This is a genomic window from Rhodococcus sp. IEGM 1302 (assembly GCF_030056935.1).
GTDB lineage: Bacteria > Actinomycetota > Actinomycetes > Mycobacteriales > Mycobacteriaceae > Rhodococcus_F > Rhodococcus_F qingshengii.
On record NZ_JASHKY010000001.1, the window covers coordinates 220,552 to 243,678 of the forward strand.

A 23,127-nucleotide genomic window follows, 5' to 3' on the forward strand; every position below is an offset into this window, starting at 1 on the left:
GGCGGAGTTGCGAAGCTCAAATGACGACGTAGCCGTACATTCGTTCGCCCTGAGCCACAGCTCTGGTCGCTAGTTCGACGAAGGCGGTCAGGAACGGCACTGAGTCCTCCGACGGTTCACTGGTCTCGTCGATCGCCCAGGCGGCCGCAGCGGCCGCGACGCCTTCTGCGTTCAATTCCGCTAGTGCATCACGCAATTCGTCGGTAACCGTGAGCACGAGGGTGTCGCCGTCGTCGCTCATTGCGACGAGTTTCCCGCAGCGTGGACCTTTTGCAACTTCGTCGTAGGGGCGAGCGGTGAGGGCTGCTTCCAGTCGGCCGAGCGCGACAACTGGATCGACGCCTTTCGCCTGCAGAACTGGAGTCCCACTCGCAGCCAACTGGATCCGCGGGCGAGAAGCTGCGTTCGCCTCCATCACCTCTGGTTCCAAGTCGACGAGTCCCTCGAGGGCAGAGGTGGCATGCTCATCCGTGCGCGCGGTGAAGTAGTCGGTGATCGCAGACATGGCGCGATCATCTCACACACGATGCATCTCAACGCCCCGGACTCCTTCCGCGACTTACTGATCGACGTCAGGAGGGACAGGTGTGTGCTTCCTCGATTGCTTTCGCGAAAGCGCGAAGTCGTGGGCTTTCGAGATCGGTACGCCACACGAGACCCAAAGCAGATTCGGGTAATCCGTTGATCGGTACGAATGTGATGTCCGAGCGCTGGCTGTATGCAGCGGTTGCAGCGCAGAGGATGAGGCCGACCTGACTGAATGCGACCTGCGACAGGCCTTCCTGAACGGTGCTCGCCCCACCCTGCGTGGGAATCGTGGCTCCGCCCGGCGTCGTGCTCGGGGAATTCACACGCTGCCAATAGTCGGGGGCGGGGCCGGTGATGGGTACCAGGCAGATCTGCGCCAACTGCTCGGCGTCGATCACGCCCAGTTCGCTGAACGGGTGATGGACTGAGACAGCCAGGGTCTGGGGCTGTCGAGAAAAGACGAGCCCGGTTGTCAGCTCGGGCTCATCTACGGGGAGAAGTGCCACTGCCGCATCGATTCGCCCGGCGAGTACATCACTGAACGGATCACCCAGGGGTAATTCTTTGATGGTCACGCATGTTTGCGGATGTTGTATCTCGAAACGAGAGACAGCAGCCGCGATCGAATCGTAAATTGCTCCTTGGAAACCCACCCGAAACGGCGTCGGCGTGTTGCGTGCTCTCGATTGAGCGTCCTCGATTACTCCGACGAGCGCACGATGGGCGGGAGCCAACGACGCAAGAAAATCGGCGCCGAATTCAGTCAGGTGAACGCGGCGACTGGTGCGCGCTACCAGGCTTGTGCCGATACGACGCTCCAATGCGCTGATCAGCTGACTCACTCGGCTCTGGGAGATGAACAGCCGCTCGCCGGTGCGACCGAAGTGCAGTTCTTCAGCGAGAACGAGGAAACACTCGATCTCACGCATCGGAGGCTCCGACATTTTCACTCCGACCCTGGACTCATTCGACCACTACATCATGGCTCATCGATGAATTGAGCTAATGGTTGGATGAGCGATTCGCCGTTGATCCATCGGCGTGCAGGAGCTTCTCTGGTTACATGCCCCACTCCGCATCTGCACAGAACAGCCCTGCGTCCACGTCCTCAACCCACGCACACACCATTGAGAACCACTGGGCTGCGGTCGCGCTGATCGCAGCGTCCACCTTCATCGTTGTCGCGGCAGAGATGATGCCGGTCGGGCTACTCACCCCGATTGGTGCTGCTCTGGTGGAAAGTGAAGGGACCATCGGGCTCTCACTGGCCATTACCGGATTGGTGGCAGCGGCCACTGCCCCGTTTGTGCCCATCGTGACCCGGCGCTTCGATCGTCGGTCGACGCTTATCGTTCTGATGCTTGTAGTCGCCGCGGCGAACGCCCTCACGGCCCTTGCTCCGAGCTTCGTTGTCCTCGCTGTGGCTCGCGTCCTTCTAGGCGTGAGCATGGGTGGAGTCTGGGCACTCGCCGCTAGTCTGGCACCCAAATTGGTGGGTTCCAGATCCGTCGGGTTGGCGACCACGATCATCTTCAGCGGAATCGCTGTTGCCTCAGTTCTTGGTGTCCCTGCTGGGACGTATATCGGGGCAGTCGCCGGATGGAGCGTGGCGTTCTGGACTCTCAGCTGCGCGGCGACGCTGATCGCGATCGCCATGATCGCTGTCCTACCCACGATGCCAGCTGATCGGGCCTTGTCGCTCGGGAGTCTCGTGGCGGCCTTTCGGAACCCAGGAGTCCGGGTCGGATTCGCGATTACCGCGCTCATCGTCACCGCTCATTTCGCGGCGTACACCTATGTGCGTCCGGGGCTGGAGTTCTTCGCGGGGTTGAACGCTTCGCAGGTCGGCACAATGCTCCTGATCTACGGTGCATTCGGTGTCGTCGGCAACTTCATCGCCGGGCCGTCCGCTGCAAAGTCCCCGAAGGCGGTGGTCGTCAGCCTCAGCGTGGGAATAGCGGTCACACTCGCCCTGTTTCCGATCTCGGCTACCACCTTGATCGCAGCTGCTCTGCTCATGGCGGCTTGGGGCCTCTTCTACGGTGGTGCATCGGTGAGTACTCAAACATGGATTGCACAAGCAGCTCCCGTTCACCGCGAGGCCGCTTCTGCTCTGTGGGTTGCAGTCTTCAATGCAAGCATCGCCCTCGGCGCGTTCGCGGGTGGACGCGTTCATGACCACTCCGGTTCCGAAACGGTCTTCTGGATAGCCGCGGGAATCGCCACTCTCGCAATGCTGCTCGCCACATTCCGCAATCCCGTCGTGGCAAAGCATGAACTGACAACCTAGCCGCCTACACAAACCTTCATAGAGGCAGGACCACAGATATGCGCCAGACACCCGTTTCAACCTTCATGGATGTGACCGAGATGCTCGAACGCTACCGGGACAAATCGCTGTCTCCGGTGGAGGTACTCGAGTCCACCATCGAACGTATCGAGGCGCTCAACCCGACCTTGAATGCAGTGGGACACACTTTCTTCGATGCGGCACGGGCGCAAGCGAAGTCAGTGGAACGCCACTACGCCCGCGGTTCGGATGTCAGCCTTCCGCTCGCCGGTGTTCCCGTTGTGGTGAAAGAGGATGAACCGGTACAAGGCCAACCGTGGACTCAAGGGTCCAAGGTCTATGAGGACTTGATCGCCACCCACACTTCGACTTTCGTGCAGCGGATCGTCGACGCCGGTGCCATCGTCCACGCGCGATCGACGGCACCCGAATTCTCCTCGGCCGCGTTCACACAGTCCGAGTTGTGGGGCGTCACTCGCAATCCGTGGAACACGAAATACTCCTCCGGCGGGTCTTCCGGTGGATCGGCAGTCGCACTTGCCACCGGTATGACGCACTTGGCTACCGGTTCCGATGTTGCAGGTTCGATCCGAACTCCGTCGTCACTCAACGGAATTGTCGGGTTCAAGCCACCGCACGGCCGTGTCCCCGTTGATCCGCCCTTCAATCTCGATCGCTACTGCCACTGCGGTCCGATGGCTCGCACCGTAAGTGATTGCCTCACACTGCAGTCGGTCATCGCGGGACCGAGCTCCACTGACATTGCCTCGCATGTGCCGGCATCGCCGCTGCCCGGCCTCGCAACGCATTCGTTGACAGGAATGCGTATCGCCGTGATCCCCGCGTTGGGTGACTGGCCGGTTGATCCGGACGTTGCCGCCAACACCGCCAAGTTGGTGGACACCCTCACTGCGCTGGGCGCACGCGCGGAGATCATCGAAGTCGACTTGTCACGCGCTGCAATCATGCGTGCGGCCGCCATTCACTACGATCACGTGTTCGGTGCATCGATCTCCGCCGAAGCGTCCGCGCACCCCGACAAAGTCACGGAGTACGCGAAGGAATTCGCGCGATGGGCACGCCGCACCCGTGGTGACGCGACTTTCCTCGACGGACTCGCGATCGAAGCCGAACTGTATTCGTCGATCGGATCCCTGTTCGACACCTATGACGCGTTGATCACTCCGGCAGTGGCGACGGAGGGCTTTCTTGCCGGCGACGACTACGTGGGGCACGGAATCAATGTGGCTGGAACAGAATTGGAGTTCTACCTCGAGGCTGTACCGGCCATCACCTTCAACATCCTGAGTAGCTGCCCGGTGCTGACAATCCCCACAGGTTTCGCTCGGAACGGAATCCCCACGGGCACACAGATAGTTACGCGACCGTACGACGACCAGACGGCCTTTGCGATTGGGCTCGCCCTCGAGAAGGTCCTGCCGTATCCCGGCAATCACCCGGACTGCCATGCGGCCCCGCAGGTATTGTTCGGCGTTTGAAGCTAGCTCTGGTGGAGGGTTGACCAGAATGTAGTTAGGTGCCATATTAGTTGCATGGCAGTGGACGGAACCGATCACGACTCACCCACGTTGGATCAGGCGCGGCGGCAGTTGGAGCACTACGGCCTCGGGTCCGATCCGCAGGCTGTGCTGGTTGCGGTGCGGCTGATCTCGGCGGGCGCGCGGCTCGGTCGAGCAACCGAGGTTCACTTCGCGAGGTATGGACTGTCGACCGGCCGTTACCGACTGCTTGCGGATCTGGAAGACCACGACGGGGAGAAATCTCCCTCGCGACTGGCCGCTGATCTCGGCGTCTCGCGAGCCACGGTCACCGGCTTGGTCGATGGGCTCGAGCAGGAGGGTTTGGTCGCTCGACGTCCGTCCGCGGAGGACGGGCGTGGTGCGGTGGTCGTCCTGACTGCTCGTGGCGCTCAGCGGTTACGTGACATGGCGCCCGAACACTTTGCTCGTCTCGAGGAAATGGTCGACGAGCTCACTGTCGACGAGCGAGCGGTTTTTTTGGATCTGCTCTCGCGGGTCGTTCGCGGTATCGGTGCGCTGACTGCGGAGTAGTCGGCTGGGATTCCAAGTATTCGCGTAGCGATTCGAATCGTCGTCAATTCTCGACAGAGACTTCTCTTTTCATGCCCAAATAGTTAGCCACCTAATTATAATCGGAAAGTTGGTCTCCTTCATGTCCGGACTCACCCCACCGATCCGTCGCGAAAACAAAAGGGAGATAACCGATTCCAATCGACTCGACTCGGTTGCCGATCGTCGCGGCGCACGACCTTTCATCCTGTGGAGAGAGGTGCTGGTCGCCTACCTTGCCCCCGCGCTGATGGCGGGTGCGGGCGGAGTCGCATCCGGCCAATCGGGCCTCACGACGGCGGCATTTACGTCCATTGCGGGCACGTCGGCAGTGGTGGCGTTGCTGATCGGCTCCTGGTTGCAGCGCCGCGCAGGGTCACGACCGTGGACCACGACACTGCCTCGCGTCATGGTGGCGGCAATTCTTGCCGTCGGAGCCGCTGTGATTGCTGGTCTCGTCGGGTGGTTCGCCTCCCGTTGGCTACCAGCACACACGAGCATCGTCGATGCCGCTTGGCTTGCTCGCCTGCAACTCGATCTGCCGATATCTGCCGCGGTCGCTGCCGTCATCGTGAGCTGGCGATGGCGCCGTCAGAATCCCTGACCGACAACACATGTCAAAGATCCCCGGCTTCCCGGGGAAGACCGAAAGGAACACGATGATCGTCATCATGGGAGCGTCCGGAACCACAGGCGGCGCGTTGCTACGCAGTCTCGCATCCTCGGGTGTGCCGAGCCGAGCGCTGTCCCGCGACCCGGACAGGCTGCGCGCCCACCTCGGCGACTTGGCCGACGGTTTGGTCGAAGTAGTGTCGGCCGATGCCGCAGACTCAACTTCGCTACGCACGGCTTTCGAAGGGGCTGAACAACTTTTCCTTGCCATGGCCAACGGACTCGAACAGGTCGAGCTCGAAACGCGTGTGATCGACATCGCCGCCGAGAGCGGCGTCGAACACATCGTCAAGATCTCCGATCCCGCCGCCGCGACCGACTCCCCCATCGCTCTCTCCCGTGGCCACCATGCCGTCGGCGAACACCTGCGCGCATCCGGGATCCGCCACACTCTGCTCCGCCCCTATGCGTTCATGCAGAATCTGTTGCTCCTGGCTCCGGCGGTGGCTGCGCAAGGGGTGATTCTGGGCGCGATGCGGGACGCGCCGTGCAACTGGATCGACTGCCGAGATATCGGTGACGTCGCCGCGGCCGTGCTCACACGCGCCGACCTCGCCGGCGGTACCTACGTCCTGACGGGTAGCGAGGCAGTCGGCTACGGCGGCATCGCCGATTCTCTGACCCGCATGCTCGATCGCCCCGTCCAATATATCGACCTGCCACCGCACGAACTGCGGCAAAACCTCGTCGATCATGCCCACATGCCTCCGTGGCTGGCCGAGCACATTCTGGAGATCCAGCAACTTGCCGTCTCGCGCCCGGAGTCACCCACCGACACGGTGGCACGTGTCCTGGGGCGTGAGCCACGAAGCCTGGATGCGTTCCTGCGTGAGCATCTGGACCGTTTCCGCTGATTCACGCTGCGAGAGCAGCGCCGCCAGAAGTCACGCGGTTGATCAACGAGCCCACCGAATCCTGATCGGACCTCGTACGGATTCCGGGTCGACGACTTCGCCGCCCTGGGTGATCTGCACTTCGCCGTCGGCCACCATGTGGCGGGCAGCCTCTCGGACGGATTCCATCAGCGGACGCCAATTGTCGGGTGCCGCTGCGCGGGCCACGTCGGAGGGGCAGATGCTCGACTCGGCCGATCGGGCACTGAGTAGTTCGCGGATCTTCGCCGCCAGTTCTTTCTCTTCCACCGTATGACCTCAGTTTCCGGTCGTGACCGTAGGCCTTCAACAGAGTATGAACCTTCGGTTCGGCGAGTTGCGGCGAAGGAATGGTGCACATCGATAATTATTGACGGCGTGGAGAATTCGAGTGCAACGCGCCGCGACGTAGTCCGAAAGTCGTATTCGGCCAGATCCCAGGAGTACACGGACCTCTTCGGCTCGATGGATTCGACGCACGTATCTGATCGGGCACTGGTGACCAGCTGGGCCGCCACTTTGACCGGCCCCGTACTCGACGCCGGGTGCGGGCCGGGGCAGTGGACAGACTTCCTGGCCCAGAGCGGGCTGGCTGTGAGCGGGATCGATCTAGTGCCCGAGTTCGTCGAACGAGCCCGCACCCGATACCCCGATCTCTCGTTCGAGGTCGGGGGCTTCGAGGCATTGGACGCGAAAACGAATTCACTGGGCGGCGTGCTGTCCTGGTACTCGCTCATTCACCATCACCCGCAAGATATCGAGGCACCGCTCGCTGAATTCGCGCGCGTGATCCGCCCAGGTGGTGGGTTGCTGGTGGGCTTCTTCGAAGGCACAACGGTAGAGCCTTTTGATCATGCCGCGACGACTGGTTATCGATGGCCGGTGACCGAACTTGCCGAGGTGCTGGTCACAGCGGGCTTCGACGTGATCGAGACCCATACCCGGACGGGGAGCGGCTACAGGCCGCACGGCGCAATCACTGCCAACCGGCGCGGCGTCGAATAGCGGATCGAGACAGCGGATCGAGACAGCGGATCGAGACAGGGCGAGCAATTCTCTTTCATTCATTTCGTGTGAGTGGTGTGCTGGATGAGTCACTTCCCGGCTTTTTCAGCACCGGATCATCCACAGTTGAAAGAAGGCGCCATGACCACGATCCATCTTCACAAGACGACCACTGCGACGCCCGAACAGGTCCTTGCCGGCCTGACCGACTTCGGCCCGGGCCGTGAGGAAATCTTCGGCCGCAGTGCGGACAGCTACCTGAAAGTGCACCAACAAGGACCCCACGATGCTGATGTCACCGAGGGCTCCAGTGGTATCTGGGAGCGTCTGCACTACGACTGGACCGACCCGCACCGCGTCGTGATGACAACCACCGACTCCAACCTGTGGGGCGGGGCGTCGAGCCATACCTACACGCTGACCCGGCAACCGACGGGTCTGACCGATGTCGATGCCGTCGTGGTCCGGGACGGCAAGAACCTCAAGGGAAAGCTCCTGGCGTCGGTACTCGGACTCGTCGGCACCCAAGTGCTGGGAAAGTCGTTCACGAAGTCCATCGACGCCATCGAAGCTCGCAACGGTGGCGCGAGCGGCGGCAACCCACAGTGACAAGAACCTGACGGACGGTCAGAGCGCTTCGAGGGCTTCCGTCATCTTCTTCACCGTCTCCGGTGCCACTTTGGCTTCGAATCCCGCCTTCAGGAGAGGCGACGCAATCTTGGCGGCACCGTTGAACTCGACGTTCGCGTGATACTCGATCTCGGTCGAGTTCGGACCCACCGAAGTCAAGGTGATGTCGTCGGTACTGGTGGCAGTCTTGTTCTTTCCTTCGAGAACAACGTGATTCAGCTCGTCGGTCACCAGCGTGTACGTCAGTTCCGTGGTGACGCCGAACAGCTTCGACACGTTGTGCCATTGGGTTCCGACGCCGACAGGACCGTCGGAGATCTGCGTGCAACTCTCGGTGCCCGGATCCCACGTCGGCGCATTGGCGAAGTCGCGGAGAAACGCCGCAGCCTTCTCGATCGGTACCTCGGCGGTGAATTTGCGGGTGACGTCAACCATGCGGTGGGCCTTTCGGTTCATTTTTCGGCGGTAGTGCCGAGGCGAGACTTCGTTCCGACGCCCGGGCTACCCAAACTCGACGAACGGTAACCGCCTTCAGAAGACTGCGCGGTCCAGTGGACGTGGAAGCGGATCGAGTGCGCCGGTCTCGCGCAGGCGCTCGTAAGCCAAAACGACCCCATCGCAGGCCCTGATCGGTAGCAACACGCCGCCGGGTAACGCGGTAACGTCTACGGCCAGGTCATCCGGGATCGCGTCAGCGCGAGCGGACGAGAGGTAGCCGAAGCGGCCGATCACGGGATCTCCGACACGATAGTCGGACTCGTTTTCGAGAGCGTCGAGGATGTCGTCGTCGGTGACATCTCCGAAGTCCGGTTCCCACACCGCGGCGAGCATCCGAAGTAGTTCTGTCTCAGGAACTTCGACGGCGTCCGGCGCGCTGACAGCGAGAATCATCGACTGTAGGACGATTTCCGGTTCGCCGCCCGCCAAGCCGGAGAGTTCGAGCCCCCATTCGGGCCCTCCTCTGGATGCGAGCCTCAATCCGATCCCCAGACGATCCGACCAGTCTTCGGCGGCCTGCGCGTTCTCGAGGACCTGTGCCAACTGGTCGCCGGTCACGGCAGTAGCAGGTCCAGAGGAATGGATCTGTTGCCACGACCCGTCGACCGACTCGGGCAACAGGAACTCGACTTGCTCCAACGTCCGACGCCACCGGGAGGCCACGGCCTGCACCGATTCCGGCCGTCGTCCCCAGAAAACTCGAATAGCGCGCCGTGTCATCGAGTCCTCCGGTAAGGATCGTCCATGGGTAGCCATATCCCGTCTTCGTGGATTCCGAGATCAGTGGCACCGCCGGTGAGAGCGTCGACGGCCGCGAGAACGGCAGGGCGCGTTTCGTTCTCACGACACAGGAGTGACCACGTCCAGATTGCCGCCGGGTCGATCATCGGGCGTGCCGTGAGATCGCTCGGCAGCGTGATGGTCTGCCCTTTGGGCGAGTTGACGACCGGACGGCCGACGGCACGGACGTGATCGAAGAATGCCGGACCGGTGATACCACCGTCGTTGATGCGCAGGATCTGTGCGCCGGTATCGCGAGCGAATTCTTCGGCGTAGACGTTCCACGAATACCAGGAGGTGGTGTCGTCGTCGACGAGTACGACGACGTCGCGTGCCCGCACCGGTGTGATGTCCTCTCCGGTGGAGACCGCGTACAGCCGATCCGCACCGAGCAGTCTTGCGCTCAGAGCATGTTGGGCGACATCGGTTTTCCGCACCCAGGCGATCGCCAGGTCGAGGCTGCCGTCCGCTACCCGCGCGGCCTGCGCGTGCGAAGGCACCACCCAGGCGTCGACGTGCAGTTGCGCGACCCCTGAAGTGCGCGCGATCAGATCCGTGGGGAGCCAATTGACGTAGCCGATCCGGACGGGCTCCGCTCCGGACAGACGCTCCGCGCGGCGTCGCAGATTCTCGGCACTCTCGAGTAGCGCACGGACATCAGGGAGCAAGGCCGCGCCGGCTGGCGTCAGAGCGACGGAACGGCGGTCGCGGACGAACAGCTTGACGCCGAGGTCGCGCTCGAGTGCCATGATCTGCTGCGACAATGACGGCCCGGCTATCAGTAGCCGCGCCGCGGCTCGGCCGAAGTGCAATTCCTCGGCGACGACCTCGAAATATCTCAGCTGACGCAGCTCCACGATCCTTCATGCTACGTGCGGTGGGAGGTTGTGCCTATCAGTCAGGAGCAAAGCGGTCGTGGCGGTTCGGCGCGGCCGGGGCACACGATAAGACCATGACCACAATCCACAACGGCGTCTCCCCACGAGCGCACGCTGTCCAAGCTGCCGCTGCGCTGGCGGCGAGCATGGGAATCGGTCGATTCGTCTACACACCGATTCTGCCGTTGATGCACACGCAGTCCGGTCTGTCCGCCTCGCTCGGCGCCACCCTGGCGACGGCCAACTACGTCGGGTACCTGATCGGCGCGCTCGCGGGAATCCTCATTCCCGGCGTGGTGCGCTCGGCAGCGGTGATGCGTACGTCGTTGGTGGTCCTCATCGCGACTTTGGCGCTCATGCCCACTACCCACGACGGATCCATCTGGTTCGCCCTGCGGCTCGTCGCAGGCATTGCCAGTGCCCTCGTGTTCATGATCGCCGTCAGCGCTTTGCACGCGCACCTTCGGGGGCAGTCCCAATTCCTGGCCGGATGGGGATTCGGCGGAGTTGGGCTGGGTATCGCCCTGTCCGGGGTCCTCGTGTTCGTCGTCCGCTTCATCGGTACCTGGAGCACTGCCTGGCTGGCATCTGCGGCCCTTGCAGTGGTGTGTGCGGTCGCAGCCTGGGGATTGACGCCGGAACCGCGTCCGGTCATCACACCGGACGCGCCGGGAACTCCCAGTTCCCAACGCGGGTTCACTGCCTTGTTCATCAGCTATTTCCTGGAAGGCATCGGCTACATCATCGCGGGCACGTTCCTTGTTGCCGCAATCGATCTCGCCGCTCCAGAATGGGTCGGCAGCGGCGCTTGGATAGTGGTCGGTCTGGCCGCATTTCCCTCATGCGCCCTGTGGGCTTGGCTCAGCCTGCGTTGGTCGAGGCCGACTCTGCTTCTCGTTGCCCTGTTGATTCAGGCGGTGGGCATAGCGCTTCCTGCTGTGATCGGAGGCGTCGGCCCCGCACTGATTTCAGCTTTCCTGTTCGGTGTCACCTTCCTTGGTATCGGGTCAATTGTGTTGGCAATCGGCGCGCACCTGCAGTTCCCACGCGCCGTGGCGTTGCTGACCGCTGGATACAGCGTCGGTCAGATTCTCGGCCCACTCGTTGTCACTCCGTTGCTGCGAGACGGGTATCGCGACGCTCTGCTGTTGGGTGCGGCCGTCGTTCTGGGCGCAGCAGTGGCCGCCGCGGTTTTGCGGTTCCGATTCCCTTCCGATCTCGATGCGGACCCTCGGACGGCCACCTCGACTGAGGAGGTAGTTTTTGATGTCAGATGACGAAACCGCCGGAGCACTACCCGACGTAGGACTGGAGATGTTCGAATGAGCGCACTCACAACCGATCTCGACCTGAAGGTCCCTGTCATCGCAGCCCCCATGGCCGGCGGCGCTTCCACACCGGCACTTGTTGCTGCTGCCTCTCGCGCAGGCGGTCTCGGATTCCTCGCCGCCGGGTACAAGACGCCTCAGGCTCTGTCCGACCAGATCGACGCCGTGCGCGCCGAGGGAGTGTCGTTCGGTGTCAACGTCTTTGCACCCAACCCGGTGCCTGTCGACGTCGATGCCTACCGTGCCTATACCAGGGCGATTCAGGTCGAGGCGGATCGCTATGGCATCACACTGGCTGACGGTGAGCCGGTCGAAGACGACGACTACTTCGAGGACAAGATCGATCTGCTCCTGGCCAGCCCGGTTCCGGTGGTCAGCTTCACCTTCGGCTTTCCCGCACCCGGCGTCATCAAGGCGCTGCGCGCTGCCGGTTCACTTGTCGTCCTCACTGTGACTTCGGAGGCAGAGGCGCTCCTTGCCGTCGACGCCGGTGCCGATCTGCTTGTGGTGCAATCGTCGGCTGCCGGCGGCCACTCCGGAACGCTCACTCCCCTGCAGGTTCCGGCAGAAACACCGATCACCGAACTGATCGCACAAATCCGTCATCGCACCTCTGTTCCGCTATTGGCGGCCGGTGGACTGGCGACCTCCGCCGACGTCGCTGCAGCCTTACGTGCCGGAGCGGACGCGGCAGTGGTCGGTACCGTACTGCTGCGCACCGAGGAGAGTGGTGCCTCGGCTCCGCACAAGGCAGCTCTGGCCGACACGTCACGCGGGAACACGGTCGTCACAAGAGCTTTCACGGGACGTCCTGCACGAGCACTTCGGAACGAGTTCATCGATCGCTACGACGCACGGGCGCCCATCGGGTATCCGGCCATCCATCACCTGACCAACCCGATGCGCAAAGCCGCTGTTGCGCAGGCAGATCCCGAGCGCATGCACCTATGGGCCGGCACCGGCTATCGCCACGCGACGGAGGAACCAGCCGGGGTAGTGCTTTCGCGATTGGCTAACCTGTGACGGCGCGGACACCGGAAGCCGCATTGCCCGAGGTAGTGACATACGACGGGTTGCCCGGGTCCGCCGGTGGTGCACACTCGCTTCGAGTCAAGCGTCCCGATGTTGCATTTCAGCGGCTGCAGACATTCCTGGAATCCTGCACCGAACCAGTGTCGTTGCCGTCGTGGACGTTCGAGATCTACCAGAGGGGGCCATCCGAGCCGACCGCGCAGTTGTCATCGTTCGCTACCGAGCTCTTCGGTGGGCCCCGCTACAAAGCGCAAACCCATACCGAATGGAACGTCCCACCTGGTTCTGTCAACGAAGCGCTCGATGCCCTCGTTGGTTGCGATGCGGTCACAACCCACGGACGTTCTGTGGCGGCGCTGACCTGCAGCGCGCCCGTACGCCTGATCGACCCGGACACCCATGCGCCGTATCCCGACATCACGCCCGACGCGTTCGGCCGTTTTGCCGTGGATGGATACGGCCGGATTCTCGGCGAGTCAGGCATACGCGCAACCCTCGGCAACGCGACATCCTCACTGTCCCTGTGGCTCAACCTGCCTGCAGACGAACGGTTGTCGTCCGGTGCTCGTCACCTACAAGACCATCTCCCGTTCCGGTTGTCCGCGAAACACTGGCGTCTCTGGCGGCCGAACCGGAGCGGAGACTCGTATCGTTCCAACAAGATTCCGTCGCCGGTTCACGACCGCGTTTGAATCACGCAGCAAGCATTCCGAGTTGCGCACCACCCATACCGCGCGTGGCACGTTGTCAGAATGCGTCTTCCTCGAGTTCCATGATCTCGTTGTCGAGGGAACCCAGGATTTCTTTGGTCGACGCCAGGACGGGCAGGATGTTCTTGGCGAAGTACGACGCGATCACCACCTTGCCCCGATAGAACGACCGGTCCTTTGCCGACGCGTCACGGTCCAAGGCTGCCAACGCGACTTCCGCTTGCACCAACAGGCGCCATCCGATGAGCAGGTCGCCTACCGCGTACAGAAAGCGCACCGAGCCGAGGCCTATCTTGTACAACTCGGAGGGTTGGTCCTGGGAAGCCATCAGATACCCGGTGAGCGTCCCGGCCATCTCCTGCACGTCGGTCAAGGCGATCTCGAGCAGGACTCGCTCGGCCTTGAGTCGACCGTTCCCGGCCTCACTGTCGATGAACTCTCGTATGCGACCGGCTACGTGAGCGAGTGCAACGCCGCGGTCGCGTGCGATCTTCCGAAAGAAGAAGTCCTGCGCCTGGATTGCCGTGGTGCCCTCGTACAGGGTGTCGATCTTGGCATCGCGGATGTACTGCTCGATGGGGTAGTCCTGAAGATAACCGGAGCCGCCCAGGGTCTGCAGGCTCTCGGTGAGCAGTTCGTAGGCCTTTTCGGAACCGACGCCCTTGACGATCGGCAGCAGCAGATCGTTGACCCGCGCCGCCAGTTCGGCATCCGCCCCCGAAACCAACTCGGCGACATCGGCATTCTGGTGTGCAGCGGTGTAGAGGTAGACCGCTCGGAGGCCTTCGGCGTAGGCCTTCTGCATCGCCAGGCTGCGTCGGACGTCGGGGTGGTGCGTAATGGCCACGCGGGGCGCGGTTTTGTTTGTCAGCTCGGTAAGGTCTGCACCTTGAATTCGTTCTTTCGCATACTCGAGGGCGTTGAGATAGCCGGTGGACAGTGTTCCGGTAGCCTTGGTGCCCACCATCATTCGAGCATTCTCGATGACCTGGAACATCTGGGCGATACCGTTGTGGACATCACCCACGAGCCAGCCGACGGCAGGAACGTCCGTCGCTCCGAAGGTGAGCTCGCAAGTTGGGGAAGACTTGAGGCCCATCTTGTGCTCGACGCCGGTGACGTACACGCCGTTGCGCTCTCCCAGTTCAAGTGTCTCCGAGTCGAAATGGGACTTCGGAACGTAGAACAGGCTCAAACCTTTGGTTCCTGGACCGGCTCCCTCGGGCCGGGCAAGTACCAAGTGGAAGAGGTTCTCGGCCGTGTCTCCGACATCGCCGCCCGAGATGAATCGCTTGACGCCCTCGATGTGCCACGTGCCGTCGTCCTGCGCGATTGCTTTTGTTCGGCCTGCGCCTACATCGGATCCCGCGTCTGGTTCGGTGAGCACCATCGTTCCGGCCCATCCGCGCTCGAATCCTTCTTTGGCCCAGTGTTTTTGCTGTTCGTTTCCGATGGTGTAGAGCACGCTCGCCATCAGTGGACCCATGTTGAAAAAGCTTGCGGATCCGTTTGCCGCGACCAACATTTCGCCGATCGCCCAGACCAATGGCGCGGGAGCAGGAACGCCACCCATGCCTTCCGGTAGACCGAGTCGCGACCAACCGGCCTCGTTCACCGCCTCGACCGTCTTGCGCAGAGGTTCCGGGACCACGACGGCGTGATTGGGTGCGTCGAATTCGACAGGGTTTCGATCCGCGTCGGCGAAGGACGCGGCGACCGGGCCTTCTGCCAGCCTCGATACTTCCGCAAGAATGTTGCGCACGGTGTCGGTGTCGAGGTCCCCGTAAGCGCCGGCATCCAGCAGTTCGCCGATCCCGAGTACCTCGAACAGATTGAACTCGATATCACGCACGTTGCTTTTGTAGTGACCCATTGTTCTCCGACCTTGGTTCGTCAGCAATACGATTCGTCAGCAGATACGGCTCGTCAGCAGTACACAAGAAAGCCTGCCCCACAAGGAATTCAGTACGCAACCGTAGGTAGAGACGAGTGCCGTTGCTACAAAGTAGCGCCGAGTCGCTCTCATTGAAACATTCACTCGTACAATCGGTTTCCGCTGGTGGGGGCGCATATCAGTCGCGAAGCATCCTCTTGGGTCAAAGCAGCTGCGCACCAATCGAAGTGCCCGTCCTCACCTTCGGCGTCATACGCATTCGGTGTGATCAGTGAACATGCTGATCGGTAGACCAAGAGCGCCTCTCGTTGGTAGCCGAGACGTTCCTCGACCGGCGTGTAGAGCCCAGTTCTGTCTCGTGAGCCTTTGGTATCGGTCAGAGGGTGAGTAGCACTTTGGTGGCGCGCCGCTCGTCCATCGCCCGGTAGCCTGCGGCGGCGTCCTCCAACGGGAGAGTGAGGTCGAAGACGATGCCTGGGTCGATCTGGTCGGTCATGATGAGCTCGATCAGTTCGGGTAGGAATCGCCTGACCGGCGCGGGACCGCCGAGCAGGCTCACCGTCGCGAAGAACAGGTTCATGCCGTCGAGTTCGACGCCGTGGGATACCCCGACGTAGCCGACATGTCCGCCGGGGCGGGTAGCTCCGATAGCCTGCATCATCGATTCTTGGGTACCTACGGCTTCGACGGTCGAGTGGGCGCCGTAGCCGCCGGTGAGTTCCTTGATCTTCGCGATGCCCGCGTCGCCCCGCTCTTCGACGATGTCGGTGGCGCCGAATTGTGTGGCGAGTGCCTGCCGGTCGGCGTGACGTGACATGGCAATGATCCGCTCGGCGCCGAGTTGTCTGGCAGCGAGGATCGCCAAAAGTCCGACTGCGCCGTCGCCGACGACGGCGACCGTTTTGCCAGGTCCGGCTTCCGCAGCTACGGCGGCGAACCAACCGGTGCCGAGTACGTCGGAGGCAGCAAGGAGGCTGCGGGCCTGCCGCTCGGTCGGCTCTCCGTGGACAGGGACGAGGGTGCCGTCCGCGAGCGGGATGCGAGCGTATTCGGATTGGGTGCCGACCGAGCCCATCATGACCTGGTGGATACAGCGAGACTGAAAGCCGGCCTCGCAGATTTCGCAGGTGTTGTCCGACGCGACGAACGAGCCCACGACGAAGTCCCCAACTTCGATGTCGTTGACGTCGGGGCCGACCTGTTCGACGACGCCCACGTATTCGTGTCCCATCGGCGTCGGGCCATTCAGCTCTTCGATGCCGCGGTACGGCCAGAGGTCGGAACCGCAGACGCAGGTGGCTGTAACGCGAATGATCGCGTCGGTCGGTTCGACGATCACCGGCGCTTCGATCTCTTCGACCCGGACGTCGCCGGGGGCATGCATGACGACAGCGCGCATGACGTGGCTCCTCACCATCGGTTTCTTCGTGTCACTTCAACCTGATCACGATTCGGCGGCGTGCGGGAGTCCCGCGCGATAGTGGTACTGCGAGGGACTCCCTCGCTACCGGTCACTGACTTACCCTCGATGGCATGGACGATCGAGCGCAAGTACGCGAATTCCTGACCTCGCGGCGCGCCCGAGTCACGCCCGAACAAGTTGGACTTCCGGCCGGATCGAACCGCCGCGTGGAAGGTCTACGTCGAAGTGAAGTGGCAACCCTCGCTGGCGTGAGCGTCGAGTACTACACCAGGCTCGAGCGCGGAGCGATCAGCGGCGCATCGCCGGGTGTACTCGACAGTATCGCGAAGGCCCTACGACTCGACGACGCCGAGCGCGCCCACCTTTTTGATCTCGCGCACGCGGCAAGCCCGGTAGCCAGGCCCCCGCGTCGGCGAAATGCGAAGGGCTGGAAGCCCCATCAGAGCCTGCAGTGGGCGCTCGACGCAGTCACCGCAGGACCCGCTTTCGTGCGGAACGGTCGCATGGATCTTCTTGCGGTCAACCCACTCGCGCGTGCGTTCTACAAGGACCTTTACGACATGCCGGGGCAGCCCCCGAACATCGCGCGCTTCACGTTCCTCGACGAAAGGGCTTTCGAGTTTTATCCGGACTGGAACGCGTTTGCCGAGGTGACCGTTTCGATTCTGCGAACCGAGGCTGGGCGAGATCCTCACAACAAGGAATTGCACGATCTGATCGGTGAACTCAGCACTCGGAGTGAGGAATTCCGGCGTCGGTGGGGCGCGCACGACGTCCGCCATCACGGCACCGGATTCAAGACTTTTCACCACTCCGCCGTGGGGGAGCTGACGCTTGCCTTCGAAGGTTTGGAGATGGCCGCCGAGCCGGGGTTGACGCTCACGATCTACACCGCAGAGCCGGGATCGCCGTCCGCGGAACGGATGCAGTTACTCGCCTCGTTGGCAGCCAGTGAGAATGCGGACTCTTCGCCTCACGTGTCGGAGCGGTCGCTGACGGACGGCTGACGAACTGCGCGACGGTTGATCGGGTCGTCAGTTGACGACTTCGACGGTGGTGCGCTTCGTGCGTTCCTTGCGCAACAGGATCATCAGCGGCAGAAAGTAGAGAGCGGCAACGCCGGTGCCTACCAACACCGGCCCAGTGGCACCGAGACTCGAGGCGAACGCAAACCCGGCGATCCAGGAGCCGACCGCGGTGCCCAGATTGAACGACGAGGTGCTGAGAGCAGAAGCCATCGTCGGCGCCTGATCGGCATAACGCACAGCCATCCCGATCAGGATGGGATTGGTCGACATGCCGAATAGTCCCAGCATGACTACGAGAAACACCGTCACGATCACGTTGTGCGAGAAGAGGCAGAGCGCCCCGAGCACGAGAAACGTCATCGCTGCCGAGACGAACAAGACCCCGTACTGATGCTTCGCACCGAGTCGACCGCCGAGATTGGAGCCGACGAACGCACCGAGTCCGTAGCCGACAAGCACTAGCGGCACTGCCGACGCAGCAAGTCCCGTGTTCTCGGTCAACAGCGGAGAGATGAAGCTGTACGCCGCCAGCGACGACCCGCACACGACGGCGCAACCGGACAGAACGAGCCAGATGCGTCCGTCCCGTAGGCTCGCGATCTCCGCTCGCCAGGACGGCACCGCACCGGAGTCGGTGTCGGCGGGTACCAATCGGTGGACGACGGCCGCGGCGACGAGTGCGAGGGCGGCGAGGGCCCAGAAAGGACCGCGCCAGCCGATGGTCTGACCGGCCAGAGCGCCGAGCGGAACACCGATGACGTTCGCGAGCATGCCTCCGCCCAAGACGATGCCGAGCGCGCGCGAGGAAGACGCCGGGCCTGCCGCTTTTGCTCCGACCACTGCAGCGACTGCCCAGAAGGCGCCCGTCGCCACGGCTGTGAGGAAGCGGGCGCCGAGAATGAGTCCGAAGTTGGACGAGAGCGCGACGATGACGTGTCCGATCGCGAAAACAATCAGAGCCGAGCTCAAGGTCACGCGTCGGGGAACCCTGAGTGTCAAGATCGCCATCGCCGGCGTGCCGACAATCATTCCGATCGCGAAGACGGTGATCAGCAGGCCGACGTTCGCGATCGACGTCCCGAGGTCACCCGCAATCTCGGGAAGAATGCCGGCGACGACGAATTCGGTTGTGCCCATCAAGAAAACTCCGACGGCCAGCACGTAGATCACGAGCGGCAGGCGGCCGGTTTCTTCGACGGTCGGGGCGGAAATCATGAGGTGGTCAGTTCTCTTTCTGTTGACGACGCGCATGTCGTGGCGCACCCGTCCAGGGCATCACGCCTGTCGCCTGCGAGGGAGTCCCGGTCGTTGGGGGTACTCGAAGGGACTCCCGGTGTGGCCGATTGCGCGCTACCGTCGGCGCAAAGACTGCCTGAACCCGGGAGGCGCGCCCATGACACGACGACAGATCCGAGGGCTCGGCGCCGCAGTGCTCCTTTCGGCCTTCCTGACTGCCTGCGGTAGCGAGGATCCTGAAGGGCCCGGTCCGCAGGCAAGCACGACAACACGATCGGCGCCCGCCGCGGCCTTCGGTGAACCCGAGACCGTCGCCGACGGCTTGGACGCGCCCTGGTCGATCGCATTCCACGGCGATACACCACTTGTCAGTGAGCGCGACAGCGCGCGAATCCTCGAACTCGACGCCGGCGGAAACAGCCGCGAGGTGGGAGTCGTCGACGGCGTCAGCCCCAGAGGTGAGGGTGGTTTACTAGGGATCGCAGTACGTGAAAACCGCCTGTACGCGTACTTCACCGCGAACGGGGAGAACAGGATCGAACGCTTCGACATCATCGGTGCTCCGGGGGAATTCGCGCTCGGGCCGGCCGAGACGATTCTCGACGGGCTCGCTTCGGCCAACTACCACAACGGTGGTCGCATCGCGTTCGGCCCGGACGGGATGCTGTACGTGACCGTCGGTGATGCCGGTAGTCGAGTCAGAGCTCAGGACCTCGACTCGATGTCCGGGAAAATCCTTCGAATGACTCCGGATGGCGATGTGCCGCTAGATAATCCATTTCCGAACTCGTTTGTCTACAGCTACGGCCACCGCAACTCCCAGGGCATTGCCTGGACCGAGGACGGCACGATGTACGCCAGCGAGTTCGGGCAGGACACCTGGGACGAGCTCAACAAGATCGAAGCAGGCGGAAACTACGGGTGGCCCGAGGTCGAAGGGATTGTGGGTGAAGACGGATTCATCGACCCGCTCCAACAATGGTCACCGGATGATGCCAGTCCCAGCGGAATCGCCATCCACGACGGCACGATCTACATCGCCAATCTTCGTGGTGAGCGACTCCGCACGGTGCCCTTGACCGATCCCGCGACCGCCGACGAGCAATTCGTCGACGAATACGGGCGCCTCCGTGATGTTGTAGTCGCACCGGACGGGTCGCTGTGGATACTGACGAACAACACCGACGGTCGTGGCGACCCCAACCCCGGTGATGACCGCATCCTTCGCGTGCCGTTGCGCTGATGTCGATTTCCGGCGAACGCAGTACTTCCAGCCCGAGGGTCCTGGCCGAAGCCTGTGATTCACTAATATCTTTACGACAGGTGCGCCGGGTACGGATCGGAGAGACAGCATGGGGACTTGGGGTTCAGGACCTTTCGACAACGACGTAGCGGGCGACCTGCTCAGCGCAGTACAGGCGGGTGACTACGACATCGACGATTACGCTAGCCACCCCGATGGCGGTTATCTCGATGCCGATGATGCTCAAACAGCAATCGCCGTCGCCGAGATTCTTGCGGTTGCGCACGGCGTTGCGCCGAAGCCTGTGCAGCTGGATGGAATTGACGCCGCCGGGTACGTCAGCACCTTGAGCCCGGAGCAGAAGAGTTGGGTCCTCTCCGCACTCGAGCGTGCAGTTTCCGACAGCGACACTTCGGAGTTGTACGAGTTGTGGGAAGAGAACGGTCCGGAAGACCTCGCAGCTTGGCGGGCACCGATCCTGAGCAGATTGGCCAGCCTCAAAACGGTGGGGTAAGCGTCACTCGTCTGCAGTCCCTTGCTTACTCGGAGTTCGACGAGGACAGACTCCCCTTGACGTACCGGGTGGTGTCGTCAGCGAGGATCTCGGCGAGCCCGCTTTCGATACCGTCCAGTGCTTGCGCGGCGACGTCGGCAGGATCGATCTTCTGTTCGGCGGGTACGCCAGCGGCCATGTCGGTATCCATGTATGCGACATGCAGTGCCGATACGGAGATTTTGCGCGGCGCAAGTTCTTCTCGAACGGCGTCGGTCATCGCCCAGGCCGCTGCCTTCGACGACGCGTAAGACCCGAGCGCGGCTGGATGGAACCAGGACAGCACCGACAGAACGTTGAGTATTGTTCCGCCGTCGTTGTTTTCGATGACGGGAGCAAACGCCCGGGTCACGGCGAGCGGGCCGTAGAAGTTGACGTCCATCTCTCGTCGAATGTCATCGATGTCGCCCCCGATCAAGGGCGCCGAGGTAGAGATACCTGCGTTGTTGACCAGCAAGGTCACATCCGATGCGATTTGCGCGGCGGCGGTTATCGATTCGGCGTCCGTCACGTCCAACCTCAGGGGGATGACGCCGGGTAGATCGACAGTTTCCGGATTGCGCGCAGCCGCGTACACCTTTGCGCCGCGCTCGACGAGTCCCGCAGCCAGATGGCGTCCGAGCCCGCGATTGGCTCCTGTGACGACCGCAACCGTCTTGTTCAGGTCCATGATTCTCCCAGTGTTGTGATTGCTCGTGACGTTTAGATTATGAATCAAATCTAAGTGTCGGCTAGGATAGATGTCAAGTGAAATCCAAACTGGAGGCGTTGTGATGGGCCGCGTATCGCAGCAACAAGCGGAAGAGAACCGTCGGCGCGTCGTGGAAACCGCAGCCCGACTGTTCCGAGAGAAGGGCACTCACCTCAGCGTCGCCGACCTGATGAAGGCGTCGGGGCTGACCCACGGTGGCTTCTACAAGCAGTTCGCGTCCAAGGACGCTCTCATCGACGAAGCGACCACCCACGCCTTCAAGGAACTGGCTCAGCTGCATTCTGCGGAACTCGAAGAGCATGCAGGGCAACGTGACTCCGCCCGAAAAGCTTTGATCGATACCTATCTCTCGGTGGCGCATCGCGACAACCCGGCAGACGGATGCCCCGCTGCTGCGCTCGCCGCCGACATGGCGCGCGAGCCTGCAGACAGCGAGGCCCGTCGGGTTTACACGGAGGGAGTGGGGGATTTTGCCGCAGCTCTTGCCGACGACGAAGCTGTCGGTCTCCTCCGGCTCTCCACCATGCTCGGTGCACTGGTTCTTTCGCGAGCTACCAAGGGTTCCCCGCTCTCCGAGGAAATTCTCGATTCCGCGCGCGTCGAACTGATCAGAGGGCTTCGAGAGCCGCTGTCATCTTCTTGACGGTCTCGGGTGCCCTGGCCGCGAATCCCGCTTTCACGAGGTCCAGTGCTCGCGGTTCCGAGAGTCGGACTCTCGATATGTCGATTGAACGCTCTAGTTGATTCCGACGACTTCCTGGGCGATCGCTGCGAGTCTTGCCTGGGCAGCGGATACGACGCCGTGTCGGTTCTTGTGCGCTTCCTCGTACGCAACGATGTCCCGCACCTGTGCGGCGTCGGTCAGTTCCTTCACAGCGGAGACGGCTTGGGTGACGTTGAGTTCGTCGAAGTCTTCGATGGGAAGTTCAGTGGGGTCGAGTAGCCCACTCGACTTCCGTACCGAACGGAAGACGTCGGCGGCACCGTCAGCACCTTCTCGGCGAGTGACCTTCTCAGCCGTGGCGATGGCCGCATCCCTACTGGCCGAGAGTGTTTTCACAGTCACGTCACCGGCATATGCGCCCCAGCTGATCAGCTCACCCAGTACCGGCGGTGAGGTGCGAACAGCGTCGATGGCACGGTCGAGACTGCGGGTGGACCAGGAGACCGGAACGTTGACCAGCCGTATCGCCGCGCCGGTGGCAGCTTGCATCGGTGTGCGGCGCAAAGCTGCCGGTCCACCGAGTGCCTCTTCGGCCAAGACAGTCGTGAGCCAGTCCACGGTCGCGGAGTGTGCAGCGATGAGGCGGTCGGCCAACGCCGCGACGGTCTGATCGCCGCCGGCAGTGGCCAGGGCCTTGAGGTAGCGGGAACGGTCGAGGAGTTGATGTTCGAGCGCAAGGTCTCCCAATACCGCTTCGTCGAAGGGCTGAGCCTGTTCGACCATCGCTTTCACTCCGGCTGTCGCGCGTCCGAGGAACGGACCGACCAATTCCGGCACGCCCCCCAGATCGCGAACAGTGGACTCTATGGAACTCGCCCTTTCACGGCCGTTCTCTGCGTTTTCCGTCAATTCGCGTCGAACAGCCTCGGTTCTGGCCTGTGCGACGCGCGTTTCGGCGACCTGGATCTCGGTGTGCGTCAGACCGAGGAGGATGCGTAACTGGGTGATCGAGGCGGACGTGGTTTCGGAGTTGCTCATATCGGGGTCGTCCCTTCGTCGGT

Annotated in this window: 25 protein-coding genes; 14 read left to right on the top strand and 11 right to left on the bottom strand. The window is 62.5% G+C overall.

The window, feature by feature from the left end:
- Window positions 1-16 precede the first annotated feature (16 nt).
- Together QM609_RS01010 and QM609_RS01015 are read right to left on the bottom strand one after the other, a co-directional pair.
- The gene (locus QM609_RS01010) at window positions 17-505 is read right to left on the bottom strand and encodes a hypothetical protein (RefSeq protein WP_030537159.1); all 489 of its coding nucleotides are present in this window, start codon (window positions 503-505) and stop codon (window positions 17-19) included.
- A gap of 67 nt (window positions 506-572) precedes the next feature.
- Entirely contained in the window at window positions 573-1,472 is a 900-nt protein-coding gene (locus QM609_RS01015) for a LysR family transcriptional regulator (RefSeq protein ID WP_042448101.1), read from the bottom strand.
- Window positions 1,473-1,591: 119 nt separating this feature from the next.
- Between QM609_RS01015 and QM609_RS01020 the strand changes: the two genes are divergently transcribed.
- From QM609_RS01020 to QM609_RS01040, 5 genes are all read left to right on the top strand, one after another.
- Window positions 1,592-2,818 (top strand): MFS transporter, encoded by a 1,227-nt coding sequence (locus tag QM609_RS01020; protein ID WP_283336895.1) that lies wholly within the window; start codon window positions 1,592-1,594, stop codon window positions 2,816-2,818.
- Between the two features lie 38 nt (window positions 2,819-2,856).
- Window positions 2,857-4,317, top strand: coding sequence for an amidase (locus tag QM609_RS01025; protein WP_050654939.1), 1,461 nt, complete (start codon window positions 2,857-2,859; stop codon window positions 4,315-4,317).
- Window positions 4,318-4,371: 54 nt separating this feature from the next.
- Window positions 4,372-4,890 carry a MarR family winged helix-turn-helix transcriptional regulator gene (locus tag QM609_RS01030; RefSeq protein WP_003943230.1) on the top strand — a complete coding sequence of 173 codons (519 nt, stop codon included), beginning with the start codon at window positions 4,372-4,374 and terminating at the stop codon, window positions 4,888-4,890.
- A gap of 121 nt (window positions 4,891-5,011) precedes the next feature.
- Window positions 5,012-5,512 (top strand): hypothetical protein, encoded by a 501-nt coding sequence (locus QM609_RS01035; RefSeq protein WP_050654940.1) that lies wholly within the window; start codon window positions 5,012-5,014, stop codon window positions 5,510-5,512.
- A gap of 10 nt (window positions 5,513-5,522) precedes the next feature.
- Complete coding sequence (locus QM609_RS01040; RefSeq protein WP_228232326.1) at window positions 5,523-6,434, top strand: NmrA family NAD(P)-binding protein; 912 nt, start codon at window positions 5,523-5,525, stop codon at window positions 6,432-6,434.
- Between the two features lie 42 nt (window positions 6,435-6,476).
- On the opposite strand, the gene QM609_RS01045 is transcribed toward QM609_RS01040, so the two are convergent.
- Entirely contained in the window at window positions 6,477-6,722 is a 246-nt protein-coding gene (locus QM609_RS01045; RefSeq protein WP_050654941.1) for a DUF3253 domain-containing protein, read from the bottom strand.
- Window positions 6,723-6,830: 108 nt separating this feature from the next.
- On the opposite strand from QM609_RS01045, the gene QM609_RS01050 reads away from it, so the two are divergent.
- Together QM609_RS01050 and QM609_RS01055 are read left to right on the top strand one after the other, a co-directional pair.
- A complete protein-coding gene (locus tag QM609_RS01050; RefSeq protein ID WP_197494282.1) occupies window positions 6,831-7,457 on the top strand; it encodes a class I SAM-dependent methyltransferase in 627 nt (208 codons plus the stop codon).
- A 141-nt stretch (window positions 7,458-7,598) separates the two neighbouring features.
- Window positions 7,599-8,066: a hypothetical protein gene (locus tag QM609_RS01055; RefSeq protein WP_031331426.1), complete on the top strand. Its 468-nt coding sequence runs from the start codon at window positions 7,599-7,601 to the stop codon at window positions 8,064-8,066.
- Window positions 8,067-8,084: 18 nt separating this feature from the next.
- On the opposite strand, the gene QM609_RS01060 is transcribed toward QM609_RS01055, so the two are convergent.
- The 3 genes from QM609_RS01060 to QM609_RS01070 all read right to left on the bottom strand — a co-directional run bounded on the left by QM609_RS01060 (window position 8,085) and on the right by QM609_RS01070 (window position 10,222).
- Entirely contained in the window at window positions 8,085-8,522 is a 438-nt protein-coding gene (locus tag QM609_RS01060) for an SRPBCC family protein (protein ID WP_007735601.1), read from the bottom strand.
- Window positions 8,523-8,618: 96 nt separating this feature from the next.
- Window positions 8,619-9,305 (bottom strand): hypothetical protein, encoded by a 687-nt coding sequence (locus tag QM609_RS01065; protein ID WP_166502837.1) that lies wholly within the window; start codon window positions 9,303-9,305, stop codon window positions 8,619-8,621.
- Window positions 9,302-10,222, bottom strand: a complete 921-nt coding sequence (locus tag QM609_RS01070; protein WP_283336899.1) for a LysR family transcriptional regulator — start codon at window positions 10,220-10,222, stop codon at window positions 9,302-9,304. The genes QM609_RS01065 and QM609_RS01070 overlap by 4 nt, the downstream gene beginning before the upstream one ends.
- A 95-nt stretch (window positions 10,223-10,317) precedes the next feature.
- Here QM609_RS01070 and QM609_RS01075 point away from each other — a divergent pair, with 95 nt between their 5' ends.
- Genes QM609_RS01075 through QM609_RS01085 form a run of 3 tightly spaced genes read left to right on the top strand, consistent with a single transcriptional unit; the run spans window position 10,318 to window position 13,295 of the window.
- Window positions 10,318-11,520 (top strand): YbfB/YjiJ family MFS transporter, encoded by a 1,203-nt coding sequence (locus tag QM609_RS01075; RefSeq protein WP_047272477.1) that lies wholly within the window; start codon window positions 10,318-10,320, stop codon window positions 11,518-11,520.
- A gap of 45 nt (window positions 11,521-11,565) precedes the next feature.
- Window positions 11,566-12,594, top strand: coding sequence for an NAD(P)H-dependent flavin oxidoreductase (locus tag QM609_RS01080; RefSeq protein WP_047272371.1), 1,029 nt, complete (start codon window positions 11,566-11,568; stop codon window positions 12,592-12,594).
- Window positions 12,591-13,295, top strand: a complete 705-nt coding sequence (locus QM609_RS01085) for a hypothetical protein (protein WP_218680044.1) — start codon at window positions 12,591-12,593, stop codon at window positions 13,293-13,295. The genes QM609_RS01080 and QM609_RS01085 overlap by 4 nt, the downstream gene beginning before the upstream one ends.
- Window positions 13,296-13,350: 55 nt before the next feature.
- Here QM609_RS01085 and QM609_RS01090 read toward each other — a convergent pair whose 3' ends face one another.
- Window positions 13,351-15,186: an acyl-CoA dehydrogenase gene (locus QM609_RS01090; protein ID WP_050654947.1), complete on the bottom strand. Its 1,836-nt coding sequence runs from the start codon at window positions 15,184-15,186 to the stop codon at window positions 13,351-13,353.
- Window positions 15,187-15,583: 397 nt separating this feature from the next.
- Window positions 15,584-16,606 (bottom strand): zinc-dependent alcohol dehydrogenase family protein, encoded by a 1,023-nt coding sequence (locus QM609_RS01095; RefSeq protein ID WP_030537173.1) that lies wholly within the window; start codon window positions 16,604-16,606, stop codon window positions 15,584-15,586.
- Between the two features lie 134 nt (window positions 16,607-16,740).
- Between QM609_RS01095 and QM609_RS01100 the strand changes: the two genes are divergently transcribed.
- Window positions 16,741-17,637, top strand: coding sequence for a helix-turn-helix transcriptional regulator (locus QM609_RS01100; RefSeq protein WP_050654948.1), 897 nt, complete (start codon window positions 16,741-16,743; stop codon window positions 17,635-17,637).
- 27 nt (window positions 17,638-17,664) lie between these two features.
- Here QM609_RS01100 and QM609_RS01105 read toward each other — a convergent pair whose 3' ends face one another.
- A complete protein-coding gene (locus QM609_RS01105) occupies window positions 17,665-18,873 on the bottom strand; it encodes an MFS transporter (RefSeq protein ID WP_050655029.1) in 1,209 nt (402 codons plus the stop codon).
- Window positions 18,874-19,051: 178 nt separating this feature from the next.
- Between QM609_RS01105 and QM609_RS01110 the strand changes: the two genes are divergently transcribed.
- Entirely contained in the window at window positions 19,052-20,137 is a 1,086-nt protein-coding gene (locus QM609_RS01110; protein ID WP_050654949.1) for a PQQ-dependent sugar dehydrogenase, read from the top strand.
- A gap of 109 nt (window positions 20,138-20,246) precedes the next feature.
- The gene (locus QM609_RS01115; protein ID WP_003942974.1) at window positions 20,247-20,651 is read left to right on the top strand and encodes a DUF4259 domain-containing protein; all 405 of its coding nucleotides are present in this window, start codon (window positions 20,247-20,249) and stop codon (window positions 20,649-20,651) included.
- Between the two features lie 25 nt (window positions 20,652-20,676).
- On the opposite strand, the gene QM609_RS01120 is transcribed toward QM609_RS01115, so the two are convergent.
- Window positions 20,677-21,360: an SDR family oxidoreductase gene (locus QM609_RS01120; protein ID WP_007735616.1), complete on the bottom strand. Its 684-nt coding sequence runs from the start codon at window positions 21,358-21,360 to the stop codon at window positions 20,677-20,679.
- A gap of 103 nt (window positions 21,361-21,463) precedes the next feature.
- On the opposite strand from QM609_RS01120, the gene QM609_RS01125 reads away from it, so the two are divergent.
- On the top strand, window positions 21,464-22,045 hold the full coding sequence (locus tag QM609_RS01125; protein WP_003942855.1) for a TetR/AcrR family transcriptional regulator: 582 nt from the start codon (window positions 21,464-21,466) through the stop codon (window positions 22,043-22,045).
- Window positions 22,046-22,138: 93 nt separating this feature from the next.
- Here the strand turns inward: QM609_RS01125 and QM609_RS01130 are convergent, their stop codons facing one another.
- Window positions 22,139-23,104 carry a DUF8129 domain-containing protein gene (locus QM609_RS01130; RefSeq protein WP_283336904.1) on the bottom strand — a complete coding sequence of 322 codons (966 nt, stop codon included), beginning with the start codon at window positions 23,102-23,104 and terminating at the stop codon, window positions 22,139-22,141.
- Window positions 23,105-23,127: the final 23 nt, after the last annotated feature.